The following is a 4,429-nucleotide window of genomic DNA, read 5'->3' on the forward strand; positions in this document are numbered from 1 at the left end:
TGTGAAAGACGGCACCATCGAGGCGATTGCCGTGCAAAGCGCCTTTGAAATGGGCAACCTGGGTGTGAAGACCGTGGCGGAAATCGTGGCAGGCAAGAAAGTACCCGCCTTCCGCGATACCGGTGTGCTGATGGTGACCAAGAAAAACATCGACACACCCGCTGCCAAGAACGTTCTCTACTAAACCGCTCCAACCCAAGGATCCCTCYGGCACCGGCTGCCGGAGGATGGGTATATGCACACCACGGATCTGAAACTCCTTCCCCGCGTGGACCTGCGGCTGACTGCCCTGGGCCTGGGCTGCTCGCAAATGGGCGGCCTGTACCGTGCCACCAGTGCCCGCGAGGTGGAGGAAGTCTTTGCCTGCGCCTGGGCGGCCGGCGTGCGCTATTTCGACACGGCACCCTACTACGGCTACACCCGCTCCGAGCACCGCCTGGGCGCCCAGCTGGCCGACTGCCCCCGCCATGAGTATGTCGTCAGCACCAAGGTGGGCCGCCTGCTGCGCCCCGATGCCAGCGTGGGTCCTGGCGATGGAGGTTGGGCCAACCCCTACCCGTTTCGCCCGCAGTATGACTACAGCTACAGCGGCGTGATGCGCTCATTCGAGGACAGCCAGCAACGGCTGGGCCTGGCCCATATCGACATCCTGTACGTACACGACATCGGCCGCGACACCCACGGCGAACAGCATGCGCATTATTGGCAACAACTGACCACGGGGGGCGGCTTCCGCGCGCTGGACGAATTGCGCGCAAGYGGTGCCACCAAGGCAGTGGGCCTGGGCGTGAACGAATGGCAGGTGGTGATGGACAGCATGCAGGAGTTCGACCTGGACTGCACCATGCTGGCCGGGCGCTACACCCTGCTGGAGCAGGACTGCATCACCCCCTTTCTGGGCGACTGCATGCGCCGCGGCAACGCCATCGTGGTGGCCGCGCCGTTCAACTCCGGCGTCCTGGCGGGCAACACCAAATTCAATTATGCGGAAGCCCCGCCCGCCGTGGTGGCGCGCGTGCAAGCGCTGGCGCTGACCTGCGAGGAATTCGGCGTGCCCTTGCAGGCCGCCGCACTGCAGTTTCCACTGGCGCACCCTGCGGTTGTGTGCTGCGTCACCGGCACCCGCACCGCAACCCAGCTGCAACAGAACGTCGCGTGGCTGGAGACGCCCATTCCCGCCACGCTGTGGCAGGCCCTGCGCAGCCGCGACCTGCTGCATCCCGATGCGCCAGTACCAGCCTGAGGAAGACCCCATGCTGATCGACGCGCACCCGCATTTCTGGAATCTGGCAAACCGCACTGGCCACTGGCCGCCATCTTTGGCGGCAATGCGCGCCGCCTGTACCACCTTGGCCAACATATAGACGGAAATTGATATGCAACGAATGGGATGGGTCATTGGTATCGACCCCCGGCACATCGCCGAATACAAGCGCCTGCACGCGGCCGTCTGGCCCGCTGTGCTGCAGCGCATTCACCAATCGCAGGTGCGCAACTACAGCATTTTTCTGCGAGAGCCGGAAAACCTGCTGTTCGGCTACTGGGAATACCACGGCCGGGACTTTGACGCGGACATGGCCGCTATCGCCGCTGATGCCGAGACGCAGCGTTGGTGGACCCTCTGCGGCCCCTGCCAACGCCCCCTTCAAACCCGCAGCCCAGGCGAGCACTGGGCCGCCATGGAATCCGTATTCCACATTGACTAACCACTTCCACCCAAGGACATCTATGCTGACAGTCATTTGCGAAACTCCCGGCGTGCTGCGCACGGTTGAAGGGGCCATGCCCATCCGCAATGAAGGCGATGTGCTGCTGCGCATCCGCCGCGTGGGGGTGTGCGGCACCGATCTGCACATCTTCACCGGCAAACAACCCTTCCTGGCCTATCCACGCGTCATGGGCCACGAAATCGCGGGTACCGTAGAGGAAGCTCCAACGGACAGCCCCCTTCAGGCCGGCGACAGCGTCTTCGTCATGCCTTACCTGTCATGCGGCCGGTGTGTAGCCTGCCGCCAGGGCAAGACCAACTGCTGCGTCAATATACAGGTACTGGGCGTGCACCGCGACGGCGCCTTCACCGAGTATCTCAACGTACCCGCGCAGTTTGTGCGCAAGGCAGAGGGTGTTTCACTGGACCAGGCCGCCATGCTGGAATTTCTGGCTATTGGTGCCCACGCCGTACGTCGCGCCGACGTGCAGCCCGGCCAGCGTGTACTGGTGGTAGGGACGGGCCCCATCGGCATGGCTGCCTTGCTATTCGCCGGCCTGCGTGGTGGCCAGGTCACAGCGCTGGACACGCGAAAGGAGCGGGTGGAATTCTGCAAACAACACCTGGGGGCGCATGCGGGTGTTGTGATAGGTGACAAGGACCTGGACGAGCTGCGCGCACTGACCAACGGAGATTTTTACGATGTCGTTTTTGACGCCACGGGCAACGCGAAGGCCATGGAGCGCGGCTTCCAGTTCATTGCCCATGGCGGCAAGTATGTGCTGGTGTCGATAGTGCTGGACAACATTACGTTCGCCGATCCGGAGTTTCACAAACGCGAGGCTACGCTGCTGGGCAGCCGTAATGCCACCATGGAAGACTTCGAAACGGTGCTTGAGGCGATGYGGGGCGGCAAAATCYCCACCGCGGCGCTCAACACCCATCGCATGGCCCTGGCCGATGTACCCGCCCAATTCGCCACCCTGCTGGACCCCACGCAGGGCGTGGTGAAGGCGCTGATCGAATGCTGACCGGAGCCTCCACGTGAGCACGCCCATCCTGCAGTTCGGCACCGGACGCTTTCTGCAGGCGCATGCAGACCTGTTTGTATCCCAGGCCCTGGCCCAGGGCCTGGCACTGGGCGGCATCGCCGTCGTGCAGAGCACAGACAGCCCGCAGAGCAGTGCACGCGCTGTGGCACTGGCACATGGCTACCGCGTCGAATTGCGTGGCATGCAACATGGCCGGCGTATCGAGGAGACCGTGCAAGTGAATGCAGTACAGGCCGTCTGGCATGCCCGCCGCGATTGGGCACAACTGTGTGATGCCATGGCCACCACCGTGCAGGTCATCATCTCCAACACCGCAGACATGGGCTATGCACTGGACGACTCCGACGCCGCGGCGCTGCTGCGTAGCCCCACGACGGCGCCGAGCAGCTACCCGGCCAAGCTGGTGGTGCTTCTGCACCATCGCTGGCAGCTACAACCAGAGGCTCCCCTGACGCTGTATCCCTGCGAACTGGTCAGCCGTAACGGTGACACCCTGCGCAACCTGGTATCCACGCTGGCACAGAGCTGGGGCGTTACGCCCGCCTTCCTTCGCTATGTGCGGGAGCACTGCGTGTGGGTCAATTCACTGGTGGACCGCATCGTGTCGTCTCCGCTGGAACCCGCCGGTGCAGTGGCCGAGCCCTACGCGCTGTGGGCTATCGAACACCAGCCGCGCATGGTGCTTCCTTGCAACCACCCGGCCGTGGTGGTGACGGATGCACTGGCTCCATTCGAGCAACGCAAGCTCTGGCTGCTGAACCTGGGTCACACCATATTGGCCGAACGCTGGCGGCTGCTGGGCAGTGCTGCGGACATGACCGTGGTGCAGGCCATGCACACCCCGGCGCTGCGCACCCCGCTGGAGGCGGTATGGGCCGACGAGGTGCTGCCGGTATTTGACGCTGAGGGCACAGGCCCCGAGGCCCACGCCTACCTGGTGGAATTGCGCGACCGTCTGCTCAACCCGTTTCTGGAACACCGTCTGGCCGACATTGCCAAGGACCACGCGCAGAAGAAGCTGCGCCGCCTGGCACCCGTGGTAGAGCGCGCCGTGGCGCTGCAACTGCCCATCGCACAGACCCAGCTGCGCAATGCGTTAGCTGAAACCGGAAGCACCCTGGGCACTGGCGCCTGAACCGCCGGCTGGTCACCGGCGTTTGATGACATGCTGCGGCGCAACATCCAACGCAGCGAACCCTCATGCCTGCCTTCTCCGGAGGAAGAAGGGGTCAGTCCCTCAGCGCTCGGGCGTGGAACGGAAATTCGCCGCAATTGCGCCTCCGGGGTTACGATGCGTAAACCATTCACTCCGTCGGTGGTTCCATGGTGGCACTTGCCGCACAATTCGATTCGCCCCGCCGGCTGCATCAAAGAGCCAGCGACCGGCCACAGGACTGGCTTGGCACAACGCCCCTGCTGGACCTGGACGACACCAAGCTGCGCCTGAAGGCTCGCTCGATTGTCCAGCTGTGCCGCACCGACCGGGACAAGGCACTGGCTATCTATCGCTTCGTCAAGCGCCTGCCTTATACCAAGCGGATCAAGCTGCAGTACCCGACCGCCCGCGACGTACTCGAGGCGCGCGGGGGCGACGGTGACGACAAGGTGACGCTGCTGATCGCGCTGATGCGCTCCGCCGGCATCCCGGCCCGTGTGCGCTACATGGAGA

General features: G+C 63.9%; 5 protein-coding genes and 1 pseudogene. All 6 read left to right on the plus strand.

Annotation, left to right across the window (positions count from 1 at the left end):
* Positions 1-184 (plus strand): annotated as a pseudogene (locus tag AC1D1P_RS15305) (LacI family transcriptional regulator); the annotation flags it as partial.
* Positions 185-235: 51 nt separating this feature from the next.
* Positions 236-1,243 carry an aldo/keto reductase gene (locus tag AC1D1P_RS15310; RefSeq protein WP_477667886.1) on the plus strand — a complete coding sequence of 336 codons (1,008 nt, stop codon included), beginning with the start codon at positions 236-238 and terminating at the stop codon, positions 1,241-1,243.
* A gap of 133 nt (positions 1,244-1,376) precedes the next feature.
* On the plus strand, positions 1,377-1,706 hold the full coding sequence (locus tag AC1D1P_RS15315) for an L-rhamnose mutarotase (RefSeq protein WP_477646226.1): 330 nt from the start codon (positions 1,377-1,379) through the stop codon (positions 1,704-1,706).
* Positions 1,707-1,728: 22 nt separating this feature from the next.
* On the plus strand, positions 1,729-2,739 hold the full coding sequence (locus tag AC1D1P_RS15320; RefSeq protein WP_477673573.1) for a zinc-binding alcohol dehydrogenase family protein: 1,011 nt from the start codon (positions 1,729-1,731) through the stop codon (positions 2,737-2,739).
* A gap of 13 nt (positions 2,740-2,752) precedes the next feature.
* Positions 2,753-3,895: a mannitol dehydrogenase family protein gene (locus tag AC1D1P_RS15325; RefSeq protein WP_477673574.1), complete on the plus strand. Its 1,143-nt coding sequence runs from the start codon at positions 2,753-2,755 to the stop codon at positions 3,893-3,895.
* A 188-nt stretch (positions 3,896-4,083) separates the two neighbouring features.
* A partial coding sequence (locus AC1D1P_RS15330) for a transglutaminase-like domain-containing protein (protein ID WP_477673575.1) occupies positions 4,084-4,429 on the plus strand: 346 nt, incomplete at its 3' end.

Source organism: Polaromonas sp. P1_E1_2, from assembly GCF_056406035.1.

Excerpts from the sequence above, each read along its gene's own strand:
- AC1D1P_RS15315 (WP_477646226.1), top strand. The coding sequence starts at position 1,377 with ATGCAACGAATGGGATGGGTCATTGGTATCGACCCCCGGCACATCGCC.